The sequence below is a fragment of the Roseofilum capinflatum BLCC-M114 genome (genome assembly GCF_030068505.1).
Lineage (GTDB): Bacteria > Cyanobacteriota > Cyanobacteriia > Cyanobacteriales > Desertifilaceae > Roseofilum > Roseofilum capinflatum.
In genome coordinates this window covers 68,571-90,088 of record NZ_JAQOSO010000002.1, presented here as the reverse complement: position 1 = coordinate 90,088, position 21,518 = coordinate 68,571, and the positions used below count along the sequence as shown (strand labels likewise).

At 45.6% G+C, this 21,518-nt stretch carries 15 protein-coding genes; 5 read left to right on the top strand and 10 right to left on the bottom strand.

What is annotated here, in order from left to right:
- Positions 1-293: 293 nt before the first annotated feature.
- The 3 genes from PMG25_RS00835 (at position 294) to mnmG (ending at position 2,633) form a co-directional block, all read left to right on the top strand.
- Complete coding sequence (locus PMG25_RS00835) at positions 294-500, top strand: hypothetical protein (RefSeq protein WP_283752753.1); 207 nt, start codon at positions 294-296, stop codon at positions 498-500.
- A complete protein-coding gene (locus tag PMG25_RS00830; protein WP_283765017.1) occupies positions 484-648 on the top strand; it encodes a hypothetical protein in 165 nt (54 codons plus the stop codon). The genes PMG25_RS00835 and PMG25_RS00830 overlap by 17 nt, the downstream gene beginning before the upstream one ends.
- 80 nt (positions 649-728) lie before the next feature.
- Complete coding sequence (gene mnmG, locus PMG25_RS00825; protein WP_283765016.1) at positions 729-2,633, top strand: tRNA uridine-5-carboxymethylaminomethyl(34) synthesis enzyme MnmG; 1,905 nt, start codon at positions 729-731, stop codon at positions 2,631-2,633.
- Between the two features lie 248 nt (positions 2,634-2,881).
- Here the strand turns inward: mnmG and PMG25_RS00820 are convergent, their stop codons facing one another.
- The 6 genes from PMG25_RS00820 to PMG25_RS00795 all read right to left on the bottom strand — a co-directional run bounded on the left by PMG25_RS00820 (position 2,882) and on the right by PMG25_RS00795 (position 11,514).
- Positions 2,882-3,913 carry a M23 family metallopeptidase gene (locus PMG25_RS00820; RefSeq protein WP_283765015.1) on the bottom strand — a complete coding sequence of 344 codons (1,032 nt, stop codon included), beginning with the start codon at positions 3,911-3,913 and terminating at the stop codon, positions 2,882-2,884.
- A 152-nt stretch (positions 3,914-4,065) separates the two neighbouring features.
- Positions 4,066-5,238 (bottom strand): cysteine desulfurase family protein, encoded by a 1,173-nt coding sequence (locus PMG25_RS00815; protein WP_283765014.1) that lies wholly within the window; start codon positions 5,236-5,238, stop codon positions 4,066-4,068.
- Positions 5,201-6,358, bottom strand: coding sequence for an HNH endonuclease domain-containing protein (locus PMG25_RS00810; RefSeq protein WP_283765013.1), 1,158 nt, complete (start codon positions 6,356-6,358; stop codon positions 5,201-5,203). The genes PMG25_RS00815 and PMG25_RS00810 overlap by 38 nt, the downstream gene beginning before the upstream one ends.
- A 97-nt stretch (positions 6,359-6,455) precedes the next feature.
- On the bottom strand, positions 6,456-7,115 hold the full coding sequence (locus tag PMG25_RS00805; protein ID WP_283765012.1) for a type I restriction endonuclease: 660 nt from the start codon (positions 7,113-7,115) through the stop codon (positions 6,456-6,458).
- 9 nt (positions 7,116-7,124) lie between these two features.
- Positions 7,125-10,640 carry a hypothetical protein gene (locus PMG25_RS00800; RefSeq protein ID WP_283765011.1) on the bottom strand — a complete coding sequence of 1,172 codons (3,516 nt, stop codon included), beginning with the start codon at positions 10,638-10,640 and terminating at the stop codon, positions 7,125-7,127.
- Positions 10,641-10,650: 10 nt separating this feature from the next.
- Positions 10,651-11,514: a DUF4007 family protein gene (locus tag PMG25_RS00795; RefSeq protein ID WP_347178705.1), complete on the bottom strand. Its 864-nt coding sequence runs from the start codon at positions 11,512-11,514 to the stop codon at positions 10,651-10,653.
- A 255-nt stretch (positions 11,515-11,769) separates the two neighbouring features.
- On the opposite strand from PMG25_RS00795, the gene PMG25_RS00790 reads away from it, so the two are divergent.
- Together PMG25_RS00790 and PMG25_RS00785 are read left to right on the top strand one after the other, a co-directional pair.
- Positions 11,770-13,128: an AAA family ATPase gene (locus tag PMG25_RS00790; RefSeq protein WP_283765009.1), complete on the top strand. Its 1,359-nt coding sequence runs from the start codon at positions 11,770-11,772 to the stop codon at positions 13,126-13,128.
- Entirely contained in the window at positions 13,128-13,820 is a 693-nt protein-coding gene (locus tag PMG25_RS00785) for a Rho termination factor N-terminal domain-containing protein (protein ID WP_283765008.1), read from the top strand. Before PMG25_RS00790 ends, PMG25_RS00785 begins: the two co-directional genes overlap by 1 nt.
- Here the strand turns inward: PMG25_RS00785 and PMG25_RS00780 are convergent.
- From PMG25_RS00780 to PMG25_RS00765, 4 genes are all read right to left on the bottom strand, one after another.
- Positions 13,812-14,444, bottom strand: a complete 633-nt coding sequence (locus PMG25_RS00780) for a rhomboid family intramembrane serine protease (RefSeq protein ID WP_283765007.1) — start codon at positions 14,442-14,444, stop codon at positions 13,812-13,814. The genes PMG25_RS00785 and PMG25_RS00780 overlap by 9 nt on opposite strands.
- 104 nt (positions 14,445-14,548) lie before the next feature.
- Positions 14,549-15,421 (bottom strand): DUF4435 domain-containing protein, encoded by an 873-nt coding sequence (locus PMG25_RS00775; RefSeq protein WP_283765006.1) that lies wholly within the window; start codon positions 15,419-15,421, stop codon positions 14,549-14,551.
- Positions 15,418-16,764 carry an AAA family ATPase gene (locus PMG25_RS00770; protein WP_283765005.1) on the bottom strand — a complete coding sequence of 449 codons (1,347 nt, stop codon included), beginning with the start codon at positions 16,762-16,764 and terminating at the stop codon, positions 15,418-15,420. Before PMG25_RS00770 ends, PMG25_RS00775 begins: the two co-directional genes overlap by 4 nt.
- 37 nt (positions 16,765-16,801) lie before the next feature.
- Positions 16,802-21,439, bottom strand: coding sequence for a hypothetical protein (locus tag PMG25_RS00765; protein WP_283765004.1), 4,638 nt, complete (start codon positions 21,437-21,439; stop codon positions 16,802-16,804).
- Between the last annotated feature and the right edge of the window lie 79 nt (positions 21,440-21,518).

Genomic DNA, 21,518 nt, shown 5'->3' with positions numbered 1-21,518 from the left:
AAAAGTTCACTTTTCTTTTAAAGATTGCCCCGGACTTTGAAAACCCCCTGCTTTTCAAGGGGGATTTAGGGGGATCGATGTGTATCTGATCAACTTGAGAAAGGCTATAGTGTCGCAGAACTGAACAGTAGAAAATCGCTACAATAAAAATCTAGGTTTTCCGTTCAACCGCAGTGCCATGACTCTTGTAGACTTAGTATTAGAGGAGATTTAAGCACCCAAGAAACCCTCTTTCTGACCCTGAGCGCCAAAATTAGCTAAAATGTCAACAACCCCTAGAACCCAACTCAAAAATGACTCAAACTATTGATATCACTGGACTCACCCCAGGACAAATCGAGCAAATTTCTCTGATGATAGAAACCTTTAAAACGCGAAATCAACAGCAGAAGCAATTAACCCCAGAAAATTCCTCAGAATCAGACCTAAATTCCTTGTTTTTTGCCAGCGAAATTCTCCAGCCCTTTAATCGGACGATGCTTTATGGCAACAGAAGCTAAACGAATTTATCTGGACACGAATATACTCGCTTATGTTGCTAATCTCAAAGCTCCTCAACATCAAGCCGCCTTAGAAATATTTAGACCTACCGACCGGGAAATTTTGCTTGGTGTTCTCAAATTGAGGCGATCGATCCGAGCAAGTTGATATCTTAACGAAAATCAAGTTCCTTCAGGTTGTCAGATTGCTACAATAAAAGTCTATGTTTTCCGTTCAACCGCAGTGCCATGACTCTCGTAGACTTCCAAGATGAATTTGATATCGTTGTTGTCGGTGCAGGCCATTCCGGGTGTGAAGCAGCCCTCGCCTCGGCCCGCCTTGGATGTCGCACCCTGCTGCTGACGCTGAATTTGGATAAAATTGCCTGGCAACCCTGTAACCCGGCAGTGGGTGGCCCCGCTAAGTCCCAATTGACCCATGAGGTGGATGCATTGGGGGGAGAAATTGGTAAAATGAGCGATCGCACTTATCTCCAGAAGCGCGTCCTCAATGCCTCACGCGGCCCCGCAGTTTGGGCCCTACGCGCTCAAACCGATAAGCGCGAATACGCTGCGGTGATGAAAAACATTGTCGAAACCCAAGAAAACCTGGTCTTGCGCGAAGGCATGGTTACCGACTTGGTACTGGGAAACAATGATGAAATTATTGGCGTAGAAACCTACTTTGGGGTTGCCTTCGGATGTCGTGCCGTCATTCTCACCACCGGAACCTTCCTCGGTGGTAAAATTTGGGTCGGTAAAAAATCCATGGATGCCGGACGAGCCGGAGAATTTGCCGCCGTGGGACTCACGGAAACCCTGAACCGCTTGGGGTTTGAAACTGGACGACTGAAAACCGGAACCCCTGCGCGTGTCGATAAGCGCTCCGTGGACTACGGCAAAATGGAGCGGCAACCGGGAGAAGATGCGGCTGGTTGGTTTAGTTTTGACCCAGAGGTGTGGATTCCACGGGAACAGATGGACTGTCACATTACCCGCACCACCGCCGAAACCCATCAACTCATTCGTGATAATTTGCACCTTTCCCCCGTCTATGGCGGATGGGTGGATGCCAAAGGGCCGCGCTATTGTCCCAGTATTGAGGATAAAATTGTCCGCTTTGCCGATAAGGACTCCCATCAAATCTTTATTGAACCGGAAGGGCGCACCATTCCAGAATTGTATATCCAAGGGTTTTCCACCGGTTTACCGGAAACGTTGCAATTGAGGATGTTACGCTCTTTACCCGGATTGGAAAACTGTGTGATGTTGCGCCCAGCCTATGCGGTGGAATACGACTATTTACCCGCCACCCAATGTTATCCCACCCTGATGACGAAGAAGGTGGAAGGCTTGTTTTGTGCCGGACAAATTAATGGCACAACCGGTTATGAAGAAGCAGCCGCTCAAGGATTAGTAGCCGGAATTAATGCGATGCGTTTAGTGCGCGGTCAAGAGCCGATTATTTTTGCCCGCGAACAAAGTTATCTGGGCACATTAATTGATGATTTGTGTACCAAAGAATTGCGCGAACCCTATCGGATGCTCACCTCTCGTTCTGAATATCGGCTGTTGTTGCGCTCTGATAATGCCGATCGCCGGTTAACCCCTTTAGGTCGAGACATTGGCCTGATTGATGACCGACGCTGGAGCCTTTTCACCCAAAAGCAAGAGAATATTATCGCCGAAAAAGAACGGCTGTATGAAACTCGCGTCAAAGAACACGATCCCATCGGTAAGCAGATTGTCGCCGATACCGGGCAAAAAATCAAGGGGTCGATTACCCTCGCTGATTTGTTGCGCCGTCCCCGTTTTCATTATGCCGATTTAGAGCGCTATGACTTGGGCAATCCAGAGTTAGCCTCGGAGGAAAAACAAGGGGCAGAGATTGAGATTAAATATTCCGGCTATATCCAACGGCAACAAAATCAGATCGACCAAATTCACCGTCATGCCAATCAGAAGTTGCCGGAGACTTTGGATTATTTCCAAATCGAAACTCTGTCGATGGAAGCCAGGGAAAAGTTAGACCAGGTGCGTCCGTTGACGGTGGGTCAAGCCTCTCGAATTGGCGGAGTAAATCCGGCGGATATGAATGCCCTGTTGATTTATTTGGAGGTGCAAAACCGGAGGAAAGTCACCCTTAATAATTAGTAGCTTCGCGGATATAGCTAGTCTCAATGAGTTGTGTAACTGGAAATGCCCTCTCCCTCAATCCCTCTCCCACGGGAGAGGGACTTACAGCAGTTTCCCTTGCTATGAGGTACATTAATGACTGTTTTTAACGATAGCTAAAATGGCTCAAAGTGCTACCGAGTCTGCTGTTTGTTCCCCCCATCCCCCCATCACAGCGCGAAGCGCTGTAACTTATTTAGGTTTGCTATACAGCACCTTGCGCTGTATTATTGGACTTCAATGGTTTCAGTGACATTAATCAGGGTGGTATTGCCCCGTTTAAGTTGATATTCACCGCGCCAAGTGCCGGGGATGAGGGGCCGATCGCGGGTGTTTCTTTTTCCCGCATAGGCTAAAATGATGCGGTTGGGGCGATCGCGAACAGTCTTGTTTTCGGCGATCGTCTGACCCTGGGGATCGACTACCCGCAAGTATTCCTCGTCCCCTTCCAAGACTCCGAACCCATGCACCCAAAACACCAAGGCCTCTCCCTGCAAAGATAACTGCTCTTGGCGAAACTCACCCGACCACACGCGATCGAGATCGGGCACTTCACTGGCAAACCCAGCCCGAATTAACCCCGTGGGTTGATACTCAATCTCCGTACTCCACAGAGAAGTCCCCGAAACATTACAGCCCGGCCCCGCTTCCGGCCCCACAAAGGGATCGACCACATTCCCCTGATAGCGCACCGTTAAATGGACATGGGGAAAGGAAGACTCACCCGAAGACCCCACCATACCTAATACCGTGCCTGTTTTGACCTCCGTTCCCGGTTGGACTGCCACACTTCCCTGGCGTAAATGACAATATTGAGTCTCCCAACCCTGACCATGATCGATGACCATACCATTACCACAATTCATACCTTCAATGGCTTCTAACTCTGCCTGAGAGGTAATCCGCCGATCTTCGACCCCATCCCGTACCCGCAACACCCGACCCGGAGCAGAGGCAAGCACCGGTACACCTTGTTGCATCACCCACTCATCCGGAATCCCAAAATCCGTTCCAGAGTGGCCATCCTCCGTCATCCGACCGCATCCCACATCCACAGCCCCCGGCCCCGGATCGCGGTCTACATAGCGGAGAATATAACAGTCATCCCCTAGAGAACACTGAATGGGTTGGGCGAATTTCGGCCAGGTTTGGGTTTGGGCGTTACTATTGCCGTTTAACAGGCTACAACTGGTAAAGAGGATTACGCCTAGAAGGATCAGCACTATGGTGGGTATACGGTTCAGTTTGGGGAGTTTCATAGATATCAATGAATAATTAACAATGAACAATTAACAATTTTCATGTCGGCGATCGCGGAAACAATGGATCTTGGATTCTGAGGAGTGCGAGCGTCTCGCTCGCTTGCTCTTTATCTTATCTTGATCGCTCTTTACAGCCCCATCTCTAGAGTTTAATTCAAGAGTTGGTTTAGTTGGGTAATAGCATCGATGAGAATGGAGGCAGCGCGATCGCTCTCGGTTTCTGTGGTAAATTTACCGAGGCTGATTCGCAGCGCTCCGTCCATTTCTGGCTCTGGTAGTTGCATGGCTCGCAGGACGTGGGAGGGGGCTGGGGTTCCGGAGGCACAAGCGGCTCCGGTGGAGATGGCGAGTTGGTTACGGATGCGGGCGATGATGGCGCTGTTGGGGATATTCGGGACGGAAATATGGAGATTTCCGGCTAAACGGTGGTTGAGGTCGCCGTTGATGCGGAGGTTGGGGATGTGTTGGGTGAGCAGGGCTTGCAGGCGATCGCGATTTTGGGCGATTTTGGTTTCATCTTGTTCCATTTCCTGCTCCCGTAAGGCACAGGCTTCTCCTAAGCCAACGATACCGGGAGTATTCAGGGTTCCGGGACGGATTTCTCGCTCTTGCGCTCCCCCATGGAGCAGGGAATAGAGGGAATAACGGGGACGGATGACTAATGCACCAATGCCTTTGGGAGCGTAGAGTTTATGACCGGAAATGGCCAGATAGGTCATTCCCCAGTCGGAAAAGTGGATGGGAATTTTACCCACGGCTTGAGAGCCATCACAGAACCAGGGGATGGAGTATTGTTTGACAATTTCACCAATGGTTTCTAGGGGGTAAATGTTGCCGACTTCGTTATTGGCTGCCATCAGGCACAGGAGAGCAGCCCCCTGGGAACAGAGGTGTTCGAGATGGTCTAGGTCAATTCGCGCTTGGCGATCGACTTTGAGCCACTCAATTTCAGCGAGTCCATCGTCTTCTATGGCTTGACAGGTGTCTAAAACGGCTTTGTGTTCCACGGGAGAAACAATGAGACGAGCTGGAGAAAAACCCGTACATTTGGGAAAGTGCCCTTGAATGGCTAGATTGATGCTTTCGGTGGCTCCAGAGGTGAAGATGATATCTTTGGGGGCAGCATGGACGAGGTGAGCGATTTGTTTACGCGCTCTTTTGACGGCTTTTGCAGCTTGGTCACCATAGCTATGATCGATGCTGCTAGGGTTGCCGAAGCTGGTGGTCATGGTTTGGAGGATGCGATCGGTGATCCGGCGATCGACCGGGGTCGTCGCCTGATAATCAAGGTAAATGGCTTGGTCTTTTTGCTTCATTGTCATACACCCATCCCTGGCTAAATCCTTGTAAACTCGCTAAACCGATCAAAGGGTTGATGGTGCGTTCATAAGCATGGCTTAAAATCTCTAAGTTTAATAAATCCTCGCCCTGACTGACTTTGAGTTCAGCAATAAAAGACTCAGTATACTTGAGCCATTTGTCTCTGGGATAGTTCTGGTGAGAGACCGTTAGCCCTAAATGTTGTAATGCAACAAATTCATCAAAATATTCTGGCGCAGGCAAGTGATTAGACTTAGCCGAATTAACCGAGGGCAGGGTCGGAATCAGATTCCAAAGGCGATCGTGAGCAACAAATGACCAAGGCAAATAATGATCTAAAGAAATTTGATTTGGATCTAATCGAGTTTGAGAGTAAATACAGTTAACTTCTTGATTGGTTAAAACCGTTTTCCAGTAATTCTTTTGTTGCGTCAGTGAATCTCGTTGCTGAGGCATAAACAGCTTATTCACCACATTGGGAATATTCGGGTTACGTGCCTGCATATACTTCAACCATTCCCACGAGATCCAGCCTCGAACGATCGCGTAATTATCCTGAATATATTTGACCCAATCCGGATGTAAAACAATGGCATTACAATCTTTTTGTTCTTCAGCATCAAAGCAATATAAAGGATTTTTGAGATTAAACTCTGCTTTCGCTAACTGAATGATTCGGCCATTGACTTCATAATCTTTTACTCCTCTCATCTCTTGCCCGAAAAAAGGCCGGATTAACCGATAGGGAACATAACGACTGATAAAAGCCACAATATCATCTATATTTTGCGCTGCAATCGTTTGACGCAATAACTGTTTATCCGTATCGGTAAATCGTAAAATTGGATCGGTAATCTCCAATTCAAGAGCATCTAATTTATTGGCGATCTGATCTTGTGTCCCAAACGAAAGCTTAAAGTATTGATGAGCGTACCAGGCATTCGCCAACATCTCAATTACCAGTTCTCGAAAGCTAACTGATTCTGTCGGATCAAAATCCCGTCTTTTGAGGATATCCAGGATCGACAAAAACCATAAATACTTATAAGAATTGGTAGTTGAGTTGAATAACCCCGATAGTGCGGCGATATTGAGTTGACTAGAATCCGGTAATTGATACATAAAGTGAATTAATTCTAACTGAGAGTGACTGAAATCAGGACTAAAAAGTTTTTCATTTTTATTTGATCCAATTTGGAGATCACCCCATTTTTCTTAATTATGGCTTGATCTTGGGTTCTAGATTTTTCAAAACCCTCAGCACTTCATACAATTCATTCCGTAAAGGCAACAGGGAAAAACTGCGAGAAATATCATATTGTCGCATTCCTTGACCACTGAGCTTGAGGAAAAAGAATTCTCGACCATTGGTTACCATTGCAAATACCGGTTTCCCTGGATCGGGATTTGCCATCATATAGGCAAGAGTTTGAGGAATTGCTGTATCGAGATTCAGTTGGCTACTTTTCGATTCTAATACTGCGATCCAGATTCCTTGGGAGATCACTAAAAAGTCAATTCTACCGCGTAAGACTTCCTCAGCCCCTTCACTCACAGCCACGGATGTATTGACTTCAACAGGAACTTCTGCTTGCATTTGAAACGGCGGATCGTAAAATCCTGCCAATTCTAACAAGGGAGATAAAACGACTAAATTCACTAATCCTTCAGCCAGATTTCCCTGAGCGCCATGATAACGATATCTAGCTTTAATGCGATCGAGTTCTGCTTTTTCTGTCTCGGTTAACTGGGGTAAGTCAACCTGCCATTCTGTAAAAAAATCAGGATCTACTGTCTGCACTAAGTTAAAGTGCTGCTCCCCTTCGACTTCGCTCAGGGCAGGGTCTGGGGGATGAGGGGCAATCGTTATATCACTCATGTAGGTTTGCTATAGGACTTGATCGGGTTTATCTTTAGGTTTACGCTTTTTTCGTTTTCTTTGTGGTTTAATGTTACTCTCTGTAACAGTTTCACCGAACACCTGTTCGCTCAGTTTAGCAATAAAGGCTCTCTGGAGTTTGGGATTATCCTTCAATTCTTCTAACTCTAGGGTTTTTTGCACTAAAGCTTGTAGTTGCTGATTGGGTTCGCGATCGAGCCAAACTACCTGATGAACTTCTCGACCATCGGACTCAGTGACGGTGATGCGCTTGGCTGTAAACTCTGAACTCTGAGCGTCCACATCTTTTTGCAGGCTCTCCAGATTCTTGAACCGGCGCACTAAATCGCTTAAGGTCATCTCAAACTGGGTTACATCTCCATCCGTGAGCGATCGCGGCGGTTTGTCGGCTATAATCATTACCACGCTCTCCAACCACTGCTGATCCGACTTCTGCTCATCCACCGCCGCGAGAAGAAACCGCTTCAAAGACGACTCCACACAGCGCCCGATTAAAACACGGGCACGAGTGGCTAAATCATCCCGCACCTTATCCTCATCCCGGACACCAAATCCCTCATGGAGCCGTTGCCGAAACTCACTCAATAGGCGATCATAGGCGGTTTGAATTTCGTGCAAAGCTTGCACCAACTTCTGGCGATAAACCTTCGCCGTGGCCAGGTCTTGATCCAGTTCATCCGTAAACGTAATTGGGGATAAACCGCAGGCTTTTGGCAAAGAATTAAACAATAAATCGTCAGGTTCCTGGGCCTCTTGCAACGCCTGTAACACCTGCCGCGCTCCTGCACTTAAACGCCCCGTCGATCGCGTATATTTCGGTAACTGAGCCACAAAACTCAACAAGGGTTTAGCCACCGCCAACAGGGACGCATTACGCAAAGATTGATTCGCCTGGAGTTGGGGAGAACTAAAAATCGATTGTAACTCTTTGAAGACCTGCGATCGCAACCCGACAATCTGAAAATACTTCACCCCAAAGCGGCCAGGATTTTTCAGCAACAATTCAAAATGCTCCACACCCAACATCGGGATAAACGTCCCATCCCGATAAATGCCCACATCATCACTGTGATACAACAAAACCGCCGCCAACAACACCGGAATCACCCCTTGCTTAATCCCAAAGGGAGGATGTTGTAATTCTTGCCCCAGTAAATCCAGAGATTTTTGAGACTCGTGAGCCGAAAAACAAAACTCTTCAATGGCTCTCCAGAGGGTATACACTCCCGACTCCTGATCCGGGGGATAAAAATCCCATACTCCGTCCTCTTGCCGATGAATCCCTGTAGTTTCCAACACCGAATAATAAATCGCCACTTCCGGCCCATATCCCGTGAACCCTAACCGCTCTTGGGAGGACTTTTCAATCATGGCCGAAATTAAAACTCTCCGCGCTTTCACCCCTTGACCGGTTAATTGCCGACGATTAATTAACTCATTGTCGAGCTTCAGTCCTCGATGGTAGATGCGATCGCACAAATCAGATAATTTAGACTGAAACTGTCGGTCTCGGCCAATGCTCACCCATTCTCCAGCAACCCAGCACTCTTGATTCCCCAACCAAGCAAGAGACTTAGCAAAGCTTTCATCTAACAACCGTTTCGCCTCAATGCGGCGGTGTTTGACCTCCCGTCGCGCCACCCCATCATTTTGCAATTCCGGAGCCTGTTTAACCCTCTCCAGCGCCCTAAATTCTCGCCCCCGCATCCCCAGCTCGTCTAACTGATGCACCTTCACCACCACTAAGGGTTTATTCTGGGCAACTTTATCCGGGATAACCGGGGGAAATTCAGGCCCTAACCAATAGAGAATCAAGCCATCATAACTGTCTAGGGTGCAACTCAACTCCTGTAAATTCGTGGACTGATCCCCATATTGGCGCTCAAAATAGCGCAGGGTTCCCGTTTTGGTATAGTGACGTTGAGCCACCAGAGGTTTTAAGGGGTAAACTTGACTGAGCAGCTCCAGTAAAGAAGAGCGGTCTTTTTCTATTTCATCATCGATCGCCACTTCCACATTAAAATCAGAGCCTTCCCAAATCCGCAATTCCTCCACCTGTCTGCGGTAGGTAATCAACCCTTGCTTCTGTAACTTGGCGATCGCCGTTTGCCACTGCTCTCGATCCTCCCTAGGGCGATCGCATAAAGCCAGAGCTACGAGATCTCGACTCGCCCGCAAGCCTCCCGTCGAAGTGACCAAATTAAAAATACCAATGGTTTTCAGCAGTTTTAGCGTGTCTGGAGAGCGGTCTTGTGCATCCTGAATTAAACCTTGAATTTCCACCCAACGCTGTAAATTAAACCGCGAGGTTAACCCAGTCACATTTTCCACAAAATAATCATAGAGTTGATACAGTTTCAGCGTCGGAAAGCGATCGCTTGACCGGTCAAATTCTGTAGTCTCTAAAAACCTCTGAAACCCATAGGGTTCATCACTGGTTAAAAACGTAAATAAAGAGCGGTCATTCTGAGCATAGCGGGTACAGAGCAAGGGCAACACCAGAGCGGTTAAGGGATGCAAAGGATAGGTTTTTTCGATTAATCCCGCTTTAATGTCCTCCTCTGACAACACCCCAGCCAAAACTGAACACCATTCCTCTGCCCACTGATGAACACCGCAGGATATTGGCTCGGCCTCACGAGTATCAATTGCCTGACCGATCAACCGCGTTATTTGACTAGGGGAGTCGGTAAAGGGAATATCTTCAAAGCGCCCTTGAATTTTAATCCATTCGTTCTGCTCACTGCTGCTCAGGCGATCGCCATAACCAGCAAAGGATTGATGGAGCAACCCTAATAAATAGACCTGTTGCTCAGGATCAGACCGAAGCTCGGCAATTTGTTGCAACAAATATAAATCGCTCACCCCCTTGTTCGTGCTGGCAAACTCTAGATTTTTGCCCAGTTCATCCAGAACCAATAAAATCGGGGTATTCGCTTCACGAGCCACTGTTTGCAGCGCTTGCACAAGTTGGCGATCGCTTATTTCACACTTGCCCTCATCGGCGGCAAATTGCCAATCATTCAACTGCATCAAAATCTCCGGTTTTCGCCTCTTCCCTTGCCAAAACCGTTCCGCTCCTAAAGCCAAACCACGGGCGATCGTCCAACTCAGGGGTTCACTGCGTCCTGTGGCAACTGCAATCACAAAACCGCGATCGGGCAATTGGGCGATCGCCTCCATCACTGGCGAATTCTCCCCAAACGCCTCCTGTGCAATGGCGATCGCTTCTGCTTGAATTGCACTCTCTTTCGGGTGGCATAACCCAGCCACATAGTGAGCAAACGCCGATTTTCCCGACCCATAAACCCCCGTTAACGTCCAAGATTGATGAGAGCCTTCCGCCGTTAGAGCCAAGGCAATTCGCTCCAAAGTAGACGCAGAACGCTCCGTAAAAATATAGCCTTGAATTGCCTCTGCTTTTTCAATATCTCGCTCCAAACTTACCGAGCGATAATAACGCCGATAGACCTGAAAATAATCGGATAAAACAGTCTGACTCATGGGTTCTCCCTTACCGAGCATCATAATAAGTTTGAAGGATGCTAAAAGCTAGGCTTTGTGGTTCATCATCAAACGCCAATTGTAACTTACCTGCCACATCCGTAATCTGAATCTTCTTAAACTGACGGCTCACCTGTTCAATCGCCCTACAAATCACGCTCTCAGTCAGCTTAAAAACCAAACCCGGACTACCCACATCATAGAGCAGATTAGCCAGAGCAATAGTACGCGCCGAAGACTCTTTTTGCGCCGCATAATCAAGACAAGCATAAACAATTATAGCCTCTGGTAAACTGGGTTTATAGCCAATCCGAAACGTATAATATTTAGACTCTCCCACCCGATGAATCAAGCCTAATTCCGCAAACGGACAATCGAGAGAGTCTTCCCCCTGGAAAGATCGAGAAGGCTGTTCTACATACATTCTTAACAAACAACTCACATCTTTACGCAGGGAAGAGTCCGCAATTTTAGAACTCTGGCGATCGCGATAGTCAACCAGATAATTAAACAAGTTTTCTGGGCTAAATTCAACCATACGAAATCCATTAAAAATCGCTTCCCAAGCTGTTCCTGAGCAAGGAGCTTTCAAGAACTGCCAATGCAAAAGCCACAAAGAAGCCGGATCTTCGAGGTAGGTATCCCAACCCTTTTCTGCCAAAAGCTGTTCACCAAACCCTGTGGGTTGATCGTTTGCTAAAATCTTAAACGCACCACACCAATAGCGAATTGAGCGTACCATGTTTTTGCCCACACCCAACCGAATGGTGGCATCCTCTGCCAGAAACACCTTATCATCTTCTTGGGCACAATCAAAACCTTTTTTGAGCCAACCAAAGCGAGGATGAAAGGTCTCATGACGCGCGAAAATCATGGGGGAATTCGGAGGATTAGTCGAGCCAATTTTGGGAAAGTTTTCTATAGCTAATTGATTCAAGACAGTTTGCGATCGCTTCTTGAACAACTTTCCCATTTTACTATGATTTTATAATCAATGCTGAAGTAGAGCGGCCCCAACCTCTGTATATTTATGTAAAGAAATAAAACAATTTTATTAAAAATCAGACTTTTAAATTTAAGTAAGTTACGATCCTGAATGTGAATCTATTATACTCACAGTCCTGACGTTATGACCCAATCTGCACTCCAGAAGGCTTGGTTATCCCTTCCCCAAAATGCTCAAGAATCGATTGTTAACCATAACTTCATGCCCGTTTTATTAGATGCCCTAGGGTTTGGCAATCATGAGTATTATCCCGAATATCCGACGGGTAGGGGCAATGATAAGGTTGATTTTGCTGCTCGTAAGAATAAAAACAATCAGAGTTTTTTAGACAAGCCTCAAGACCCTTTTTTACTGATTGAAATTAAAGGCAGAGAGGTTAACTTTAACCAGTCTACCCGATATCAGGCAACGGTGAATCAACTTAAGCGTTATCTTTCTCCGGATGCCATTAACTGTAAATCCGTGCGCTGGGGAATCATTACCAATGGAGACGCGATTCAACTCTTTCGCAAGCATGGAAAAGTGGTTTTTCCGGTTACCCAACTTACGTCCTTAAATGCCGAAAATATCGATCAAAAAGTAGCGGATCTTAAACAACACCTGAAACAGACAGCCAGGGCGCTATTTGTGGTTTGTTATAATAATAAAGGTGGAGTGGGGAAAACCACCACAACTATCAATGTTGCTGCTGCATTGAGTTTATGTAAACAAAAGGTTTTGGTAATTGACTTTGATCCCAACCAAAGAGATTTAACCCATACCTTAGAGATTGAGCCAGCATCGAATCAATTATATCAATGTTTACAGGATTATCGAAACTATAATATCAAAGATGCGATCGCTCAATATCGATACAAATTCAAATCAGGGAAAGAGTACGGATTTGATGTTATTCCTGCTGATGAAGCCTTTCTACGCTTGAAAGAACAGGAGTTAACGGCAAAAGTGACTAGGGGGAGATTAAGACAAGTGCTGCAAACCCTGCGGAATGAGTATGATTATATTTTTATCGATTCTCCTCCCAATTGGCAACTGTTTAGCCAAGAGGCAGTGATGGCGGCTGATGTAGTATTAATTCCGACGAAACATAATAATTTAGCTTCTTTAGAAAATGCGGCTTTAGCCATCTCTCAATTTTTGCCAGAGGTGGGCAGTCGCAGGCGAGATATTTTATCTCCGGATGCGGATAACCCCACGGCTTTACCGATATTCTATAATGGGGAAGCGATGACGGATGCCCAACAAAGACAGGCTCAGAGTGCGATCGTTAAAATCATTGATACTTATAAAAAAAAGATGAGTTTAAATTTGTATCCTTATTTTTTTCCAAAATATACCAAAGGAAATAAAAATCTGGATGTGTTTACGCTCAAGAATTATGCTAATATTTCCAATGCAGTATTTAAACGTAAACCGGCCACCTATCTCTATAAGGACATCTTTGCCTCCTATAAGGAATTAATTCAGGAGTATTTTATCTAATGAAACAGGAAATTGGCGCTCTCATCTATCTCTATTTAGAGGAAATTGAGCCGGGAGAACCGGTAAAGATCCATGAGTTTTTGATTAAGGAAACGGCTAAGGCAGTCAGTCGAGCAGGCGATCGCAACTGGCTCCCCATCATCGTCAAACAAATGGGTCAAGATCGCTACCAAGTGATCGGTAATATGTTCGCCTATGCCGTGGCTGAAGAAGCGGGCTTAGAAAAAGTCTGGTGTATCATTGCTGACGATTCAGAAGCGACTCAAACCGCCTGCGAGTTACTTTCGCAAGAGCGCTTACCGAAAATTGACTTAGCCACGGCAACGGTTGACGACATTCACCGGGGGTTAGATTACTTAATCCATCGTGCCGTTAATCCCTTAAAGGGGGTAAAATTGCCAGTTGCTACCAGTCGCATTTTTGAAGCGCCGCGCCCAACCTGGAAACCGAGTTTAATGGACGTAACTCAACTCAAGTGTGGCATCACCAAAGGGGCAAAGCTGAATGCGTTTAAGGAGGTTTTTTATTTGTCTGCTCAAGCCAGTAGCACCATGCAGGAACCGCAGGAGGAGATACAGCCGACGGATCTCAACAGTTTAACCGTTTCCCAGTTGAAGAAAATTGCTAAAGAACGGGGATTATCGGGCTATTCTAAGCTGAAGAAAGGAGAGTTAATTGATTGGTTACGTTAAACGCCGAGTGAAGGCGATCGCCATTCCCCAGCCTACAGCCAGCAGTTGTTGCAGCACATAGCCAGGGGTGAGCGGGTTAACCTGGAGATTTAACGAGCCAATACCGTAGGAAAACTGCTGCAAGAACCACCAAAACAGATAAAAAGCGGCTGGGAGTTGAATGGGGATAAACACAATGATCAGGGGAAGCAGGGTTTCAATTTTAGCTTTAGGAAACCGGATTACATACGCGCCGAGGAGAGCGGCGATCGCCCCATTTGCACCAATGATCGGTAACCCAACATCCGGATCGAGGAAAACTCGGATTAAACCCATGAGGAAGCCACTGAGCAAATAAAACCCCAGAAATCTCCATCGCCCCATTTCATTTTCGAGCCGTCTTCCAAACACGAATAAGAAGATTAAATTACCCAAAATTTGGGCATAGCTACCATGGATAAATATCGCTGGTAAAATTGAAAAACATCGCCAGAGAAACACTACCCATACCGCCGGATTATCGCTAACAATCACTTCTTGCCCCAATCCAGTAATCTCTCTGGGAATCATCCCCCAATATCCCACCCAATCGGACAATTCTCCAGCGAAATCTAAGTGAATTTCTGCTAGAAAAATTATTAACATTAACCCGATTAAACCATAACAGATCGGTGATGGGCGAGAGATGACTTGGGTATCGCGGATGGGAATCATGACAGCAGGGGGCAGGCAGCAGAGTATTCCCAATCTTAACAAAATCTTCGTGCGATCGTAAAATTTTTATTATCCCTTTCCCAAGCACAAATCTTGAGGTAAAGTTGAGTCTCTTGAAAATAAGCCTCTTCATAAGCCAACCGTAAGCAAATCTCCAAGCGATCGGCTTTTACCTCCGTCGGCTTTTGATTACCAATCGCTTTGCATAAGGCTAAGGAAAGAATGTCCACTAAGTGATGTCCACAGCAGACTTGCCAAGGATCATGATCGTCACTTTTCTGTTGATTCAGACGCTCCTGTAACTCTGAAACTTTTAGTGAATACAATTTCGACTTATTAATCACTTCTTGAATGAATGTTTGTGGATTAATATCCAAGGTTTTATCGTTAATAAATTTACTATACTGAATTCCTTCAAATTTAAGATTTAATCCATCTATTTGAGAAATCCATAGGAGATATCCCAGAACCATACCAGCCTCTCGTAAAGCCATCCTCACAGATTTACCCAATTTTTGAAACTGTTCCACTTTCTGTTCTGAACCTAATTCAGCAATCACTTTATCTAGAGCCGGAGATTCAAGCAGCATCGTCTCTAAATCATGGGTATCAGTACGCAACAGATTCGGACTAGAGGTTTCAATATTTTCTAGGCAATCAAAATCGGCATCCACAATCGCTAAAACACCTGCAAAATTGTCATTTTCTAAAAATTCTAAAACTTTTATCACTCGTTGTTTACTAGAAGGCTTACCTGAAAGAATTTCGATTTTACAGTTGTCATCAGTAAAGCGTTGATAAAATTTTTTATCCGATCCTCCTTCAACCAATAAAAAAGCACCCGTAAACGTTTGTCGTTTAAGCCGAATCGCATTAGCATCACGATCGGGAGTTAGTTGATCTCTCATGATTTTGGTCTTTTCAGTTCTACCGTCCAATCCCAATGATCTTGGATAATATCGGGTGAGTGAGTTGCCATAAGAATATCTATATCTGCCAGCTTAATAATGTCTTGCAAGTCCTGTAAAAACTCGGATTGCCATCCCACATGCAGAGAAAGTTCTGGTTCATCAATTAACACCAAAGAATTAGGTTTAACTTTGAATAATAGCTCATACAGTAAAACCAATTCATGTTGTTCACCAGAGGACAATTCCGCGAGTTCTAAATGTTGTCCATTGTACTCATCAGATAAGGGATGATCGGATACGCTAACCACAAATCCATTCTTTTGATTAAACTCTATTTTTTTATAAGAATATTGAAATTTATGATTAATGACTTTCCTGAGCAGTTCTATCTTATTGGCAATTTCTTGAAAAACGCCTAGCTTTCTCTTCACATCTTCAATATAAACTGATAAAACACTTTGAGTGCTTTCATCTATCTCTTTGAAAGCGATCTGAATTTCAATATTTTCACCCCTATCGAGTAATCCCAAACCTATTAAATGCGAGCGATATTTTTCTAGTCTATCCAATTGATCTTGTAGCTCCTCTTTAGTAAATTTAGGTTCACTTTCCTTTTTAACTAATCTGGCTGGAAATGTTCTGTCTAAAGATTGTGATACTCTACCATATTCACTCCGCGCATGTTGAATTGAACTTGCTAAATTTTCAGAATATTGTACAATGGTCGCTTCCATCCCAAATTCTTGATTCATTTTTTTAGAATTATTATAAGAATAAAATGATGATAATCGCTGAGATTTGACTAATTTTACAGGAATATTTTCTTGGATTTTTTCTAACCACTCTGGATTTTTGATATCCTTCAAAAAACCTTCAGGTATTCTATATTTTGCAAACCGATAAATAATTTCTTCAAGCGACAGAATATCATTAGTTGGGGTATATAGCCATTCGTTTCTACTGATTCTCTTAATTTCTGGCAGAAAATCTTCTAAGATATCACCAGGCATTTCAAGGTTAGATTTTATGGATTTTGGATAAAATTGCTCTTCACTTAAAGAAGAAAAAATGCAAAGTGTAGAGTCAGGGTGATGATCGATATCTTTTTTTGAGACTTCGAGGGTATTTCCATCATCGAAAGCGAGCTTAAAAGTGCTAAAAGGGATACTGTTCAAAACAGAATATTTGGCATTAAATAATCCATCTATTAAGCGGAGAATTGAAGTTTTACCAAAGCCATTGGGGCCGTGAATGATGGTGATGCGATCGTCCTGATTGAGAGGGATGACATGATCGAAGACACCAAATAAGCCAGTAATAGAAATTTGTTGGATTTTCATGGTTGATTCCATAGTTTTTTAAATTATACTATTAAAGTTACTCCCACTGTTGTAAGTCTTGGAACCAGGCTTGAATTTGGTCGCGGCGGGTTTCAAAGGTGGCGGCGATCCAGATGAGGGCAATTCCGACTCCTAGGGCGACTAACCATTTGGAGAAGGGATAATCAAAAATGAGGATGCCTAATTGATAGAAAATGTTGAGTAAAAAGGTGAGGGTTCCGACATAGAGAAAGGCGCGAGTTTTGAGGGAGAGTCCGGTGAAAATAGTGAGTAAACTTAGGCTTCCGGTGAGTGTGCCGATCCATTGTTGGGCAGTGAAGGAGATTAAGCTGATGATGACAGAAATTAGGGTGCGGAGGTTGTGGCGAAGTTTGCGGTTTTGGGGAGATTTGAGGAAGGGGTCAACTTGGATGATGTAGAGGAGGGAAAGGCTGAGGGTGAGGCTATACCAGAAGATTTCGGTGATGGGAACTTGGAGAAAATATCGCCAGATGATCCAGTTGAGGACGGCTACGGTGAGGTAGGTAAAGCGGATTTGTTTGGTGGCGATCGCCAATCCGATATAATAAGCGGCAATCACTACGAGACTGGCTTGATTCAAAATAGCGGGATTTTCCAACATGGCATACAAGGGAATCACAATGCCGGCCAGTTGCCAAGGGCGTTTTGGCCAGCCCCAGGTTTGCCAAGGGAGGAAGTAGAGAAAGTAGGCAAATAGGGTGGCAATGGCTCCTTTCCAAGCCACTAAGGGGCCGCCTAAGAGTTGGGCGACGGGGGTATTGAGCCAGTAGATTCGCATTCCTAGGGCTTCTAAAAAGCCGAGATAGACCCATAATTCTTGGGGTTTGACCTTTCCTATGGGAGGTGTGCCCTCTCCCCCAACCCCCTCTCCCACGGGAGGTGTGCCCTCTCCCCCAACCCCCTCTCCCACGGGAGAGGGGGCTATATGACTACGACCTTGATTGATGGCGTAGAGAACTAGGGTTGCACCGGTGGCAAATCCTAGGGTCATTCCTTTTTGAATGGGGTTAAAGGTGGCGATGATGAGGAGGAGGCTAGAGGCGAGCCAATGGAGATGACAAAGGGAGCGAAATTCTCTAGGGGTTAGATGGAAATAGGGGCGTAAAAATTTCCCTAATAGGCGATAGGCGTAGAGGATGCCACTGCCTAGGGTTGCCATGAGAATGAGTCCATCGCCGGTTGCTCCTGGGGGTTGCAAGGAGAGTTGATAAAAGAGGAGTTCATAGGCGCAAGCGGTGATTCCAGCGAGGGCAAGATAAATGAGGGGTTTGAATTTCGGCGATCGCTTGCCGATGCCGAGGATAATAAGAGCTAGGGCTAGGGTGGTGACTCCTGTCCAACTGGAAACGGTTCCCCAACGGAACAGCGCCCCCAATATGCCATAGGTTAGCGGGATAATGTGCCAAGCTGCACGAAGATTTTGGGATGCATTGGGCTGTTTTGAACTCCACCAGTCGCCGAATAATTGAGCGCCTAAGCCCAAAATGAGGTTGACTACGGCAAGGTTAATGATGGGTGATTCAAAACTTCCCAAGGTTTCCACGGCTAACAGTTCAATTGTCCAGCCGATCGCCAATAATTTCCAGTTGCTGATTGTAGGGGCGGGTTCACCAGTTTTTTGGCTATTTTCCCAAAATCTGGATAAACCCGCCCTTACGGAATGATCGGGGTTTTGGGTTTGACTATCTGGGGCAGGTTCACCCGTTGTCTGCCTATGTTGCCAAAATCTGGATAAACCCACCCCTACAGAATAACGGGGGCGTTTGGTTTGGCTGTAGAGAAGGGCGATAAAGAGCAGAATTAAGCTAATAAAAACACTGGTTTGGGGGAGGAGATCGTTGGTGTAAACGAGAACGGAATGGAGGGTGAGGAGGGTTAAGCAAAAGAGACAGAGGGCGATCGCCCATCCATGGAAACTTTTACGATAGAGTCGAGTTAACTGCCGTTGCCATGCCTGTTTACCCAAGCGCAGATTTTTGGCTCCTATCCATAATCCTAGAACATTGACTGCACCGACAATCCACCAAGCAGTTGAGGGAATATCAACCCAGTCAGAGAGGATGACGCGCTCGGTGACTAAGCCTAAGCCAACAGTCATGGCAGTCAGGTAAATTTTAGGAGAATAGCGACTATGAGCGATGAAAATCAGGGTGGCAACCAGTAAACTTAAACCCCTGAAATCGAATACTTGCATCGTCGGTAAGACTGCCACCATCACAGCCGCGCTACTCCATCCGATGGCGGCGGGTTGAGGGGTGGGATACCAACTGCGATAGGCGGTTGCCCCACTGAGGAGCATACTGGTACTGATGGAGAGCGTGTTGGGACTGAGTAAATCTTGACTTACCCAAGTTCCTTGAAGGGTGAGAACTGTTCCGCAGAGGGCGATCGCCCAAATATCGAGTGCTTGAGTGTAATGGGGAATACTTTTGGATAAAGTATAATGACGGACTCCCCATAATCCAGAAACGGCGATCGCCCCCAGCATCAACCACAGGGTACTGACGAGGGGAGGCATTCCGGGAACCCAATCCCACAAAGCTAACCCTAGGGTACTTAAGGCGCAACCGATGGTAATTCCAGCAGTGGCAACATTAGCCAGTTTACGGGTATTGAATACCATAATGAGAGTCGCAACAGCCAGCCCCAAAACGCGCCATCCTGGAGTTTCAAACACCAAGGTTTGAGCTAAACAGAGCATCACTAGACTTGATTTAGGCGTGAGATCGAGTCTGTGGGAATGGGGCGAATAGCTAATCAGGGTAAGGGTTGCAGGCAGGGCGAACCCAGTGAGATGAGCAAGAGTAAAGTAATACTCTTTGAGAGTAGAGAACAGCAGCAAATAGGCGATCGCCCCTAATCCGAATCCCATCAACCAAGCGCTTTGTTGCCAAATCTTTTCATAGTTATTCGCTTCTGGAGAACGACGCAGATCCGAAAACCACCATTCTATAACCGTAATTGCCAGCAAAATCAGCGCCCAAGTATTTAAGCTTAAGTCAGAATTCACATAATAAATCAGGCTTAAAAGTAGCCCCAATCCAGTGCAATGATTGAGATAAACAAGCAAGTGAAACGAATGCAAAATTTGCAGATCGTATCGCCGCTTAGTTACCCAAATCAGCAGAAACACCACATTAGTTAAACAGAAAATCCGTAAAATCACATTAGGAAAACTGAAGATCAGCAAGCTAATGCCTAACCCCAGAGCGACAAACTCGGAAAAATGGGCGAGTTTAGCTTGTTCCCGTCGATAGCAGCGATCGCCCGTGTTAACGATCCAGATGAGGTAAGGCAGTCCGATCGCACTAATCAGAGCGATCGGAAAATCTTGCGCTTGGGTAATTTCTATTGCTGTGGCAAGAATCCGTAATTGTAATATCTGGGGAATAAAGCTCCACACCAGCAGAGACATCTCAATCCCAATCAACCAAAAGATCGCCAGATCCCGCCGATGTTGCCAGCGAGAAATAAATTTTTGGTATATTTTTATAGCAATAAAACTAATGATTACGCCTTGCCAAGGAAAGCTCACCCAGATAGAAACTAACCAAGCAAAAAACAGGAGACTTAAGCCCAGTCTATTAATCGATTGATGGTAGTGAGAACGACGGGTAAAAGAGAGCCAAATCGTAAAAGTTCCGCAGAGAGCGATCGCTAATCCTAAATGGGGTAAAATAACCCCTTGCACAAAGATCGCCCGAAAGATGAGAATACTTATCGCATAAAGGCTTAAGCGGCTCAGTTGCAGCGTTTGTTTTAACGAATGTTCCGGATATTGAAATTGATTGACATAGAATCCTAAGCTGCCAACTATTGCCAAATAAACCGAAAAAATTGGGAAATTTGGGATACCCCAACCCCAATGGAGAAAGCTGGAAAAGCAGTAAATCAGAAAGGGGAAAGAAACCCGGCTTTCACTCTGCCATAGGGAGCCAGCAATAACAGTTAAATACACCGCCGATCCGAGACTTGCCAACCCATTAACAGGATTACTCCATAAGCCAAAGTCATCCATCGCCCAAAAATTGACCGGAATTAAGAGCAACGTCACCAATTTTAGGGCTTGTGACGTTAACCTTAAATTCTCTTTCTGGCTGGCTAAACGACTCATCAGCCAAAATAAAGAGGTATATCCTAACAGCACCCCATATTGGACAATAGCAGGAAAATTTTCCCATTGACTCGCGGCAAATACGCCAGACGAGAGAACGACAAGAAACAAACCTAAGAATAATAACCAGCGCACGCTTAATTCGGCTTTCAAAGACTCTAAGCGTTGTCCGATCCAACTGGGTTTAGTTGTAAGTTTAGGCTCAGGAACACTCGGTTCAGGTGTTAAAACCGGCGCTGATGGCATCGGGGGTTGCTCTGCAACGGGTGGCGCAATCACCTGGGGTTCTGGAATGGCACAACAGAGATGAGTTCGAGCAATTTGTTTTACCTGTAACTCATCAATTAAGCCTAAACGTAAGCCAATTTCTAACCCTTCTAAGAAATTGGCATGACGGGTATCAACTTTCAAGCAAAGATAGACCGAATCCTCGGTTAAAATTCCCAAATCTTGCCAAACCTTCAACCCTTCCAGTACAGAAGTAATCGGTAAGGCTGGATCTAGCTCAATTTCAGCGATCGACTCAGAAATAGGAGCCATGGTGTTATGTGCAGTTAGGATAGCACCAATCTTAACATTTTATGTCCTGCTTAAAAGAGGGTAAAGCGCTGTAGGCTAA

Coding starts and splice junctions, on each gene's coding strand:
- PMG25_RS00835 (WP_283752753.1), top strand. CDS start 294: ATGACTCAAACTATTGATATCACTGGACTCACCCCAGGACAAATCGAG.
- PMG25_RS00830 (WP_283765017.1), top strand. CDS start 484: ATGGCAACAGAAGCTAAACGAATTTATCTGGACACGAATATACTCGCT.
- mnmG (WP_283765016.1), top strand. CDS start 729: ATGACTCTCGTAGACTTCCAAGATGAATTTGATATCGTTGTTGTCGGT.
- PMG25_RS00820 (WP_283765015.1), bottom strand. CDS start 3,913: ATGAAACTCCCCAAACTGAACCGTATACCCACCATAGTGCTGATCCTT.
- PMG25_RS00815 (WP_283765014.1), bottom strand. CDS start 5,238: ATGACAATGAAGCAAAAAGACCAAGCCATTTACCTTGATTATCAGGCG.
- PMG25_RS00810 (WP_283765013.1), bottom strand. CDS start 6,358: ATGTATCAATTACCGGATTCTAGTCAACTCAATATCGCCGCACTATCG.
- PMG25_RS00805 (WP_283765012.1), bottom strand. CDS start 7,115: ATGAGTGATATAACGATTGCCCCTCATCCCCCAGACCCTGCCCTGAGC.
- PMG25_RS00800 (WP_283765011.1), bottom strand. CDS start 10,640: ATGAGTCAGACTGTTTTATCCGATTATTTTCAGGTCTATCGGCGTTAT.
- PMG25_RS00795 (WP_347178705.1), bottom strand. CDS start 11,514: ATGATTTTCGCGCGTCATGAGACCTTTCATCCTCGCTTTGGTTGGCTC.
- PMG25_RS00790 (WP_283765009.1), top strand. CDS start 11,770: ATGACCCAATCTGCACTCCAGAAGGCTTGGTTATCCCTTCCCCAAAAT.
- PMG25_RS00785 (WP_283765008.1), top strand. CDS start 13,128: ATGAAACAGGAAATTGGCGCTCTCATCTATCTCTATTTAGAGGAAATT.
- PMG25_RS00780 (WP_283765007.1), bottom strand. CDS start 14,444: ATGTTAATAATTTTTCTAGCAGAAATTCACTTAGATTTCGCTGGAGAA.
- PMG25_RS00775 (WP_283765006.1), bottom strand. CDS start 15,421: ATGAGAGATCAACTAACTCCCGATCGTGATGCTAATGCGATTCGGCTT.
- PMG25_RS00770 (WP_283765005.1), bottom strand. CDS start 16,764: ATGAAAATCCAACAAATTTCTATTACTGGCTTATTTGGTGTCTTCGAT.
- PMG25_RS00765 (WP_283765004.1), bottom strand. CDS start 21,439: ATGGCTCCTATTTCTGAGTCGATCGCTGAAATTGAGCTAGATCCAGCC.